The sequence below is a fragment of the Stenotrophomonas sp. INTA L402-1 genome, assembly GCF_059295135.1.
The window spans coordinates 1-576 of the sequence record NZ_JCAFWP010000192.1; the positions used below are offsets into that span (position 1 = coordinate 1).

Genomic DNA, 576 nt, shown 5'->3' on the forward strand with positions numbered 1-576 from the left:
GTTTAATACTTGCCATACCACACGATAATTTTCGTTGTCATTCAAGGCTTCTTCCGGTGTTTTATTGGCTGGAATGACAACGGGTAAAATGACATAACCACGTTTTTTGCCTTCCGCTTTACGCATTACACGCCCAACGGATTGTACGACATCAACTTGCGAGTTTCTGGCGGTTAAAAATAACACCGCATCAAGTGCTGGCACATCAACGCCTTCTGAAAGACAACGAACATTCGATAAAATGCGACAGGTATTCTCTTCTGTTTCTGCTTTTAACCAATTAATTTTTCCTGCTTTCTCGCTGGCATTCATTGAGCCATCAACGTGTTCAGCCTTACATTTAAGCGTGAGCGATTGATCACGAGTAAGGTTAGGATCAATTGCTTTGAGCGCTTCAATTTCTTGTTCTTGATAGGCGGTTACCACCGTATCAAACATTTCAGCAATGGCTTTAGAGCTTACTTTATGCTTTGAGCCTCTATAATCTTTTTCAATAACTTGACAAAAAGCCACCGCTCTTTTCATTGGTTGGCTATCGTCAGTAAGTTCATCTTCAACCCCATATTTAGATAAGGC

At 41.0% G+C, this 576-nt stretch carries 1 protein-coding gene; it reads right to left on the reverse strand.

The features are described 5' to 3' along the window. A partial coding sequence (locus tag AC5O77_RS22280) for a helicase-related protein (RefSeq protein WP_494507233.1) occupies positions 1-576 on the reverse strand: 576 nt, incomplete at both ends.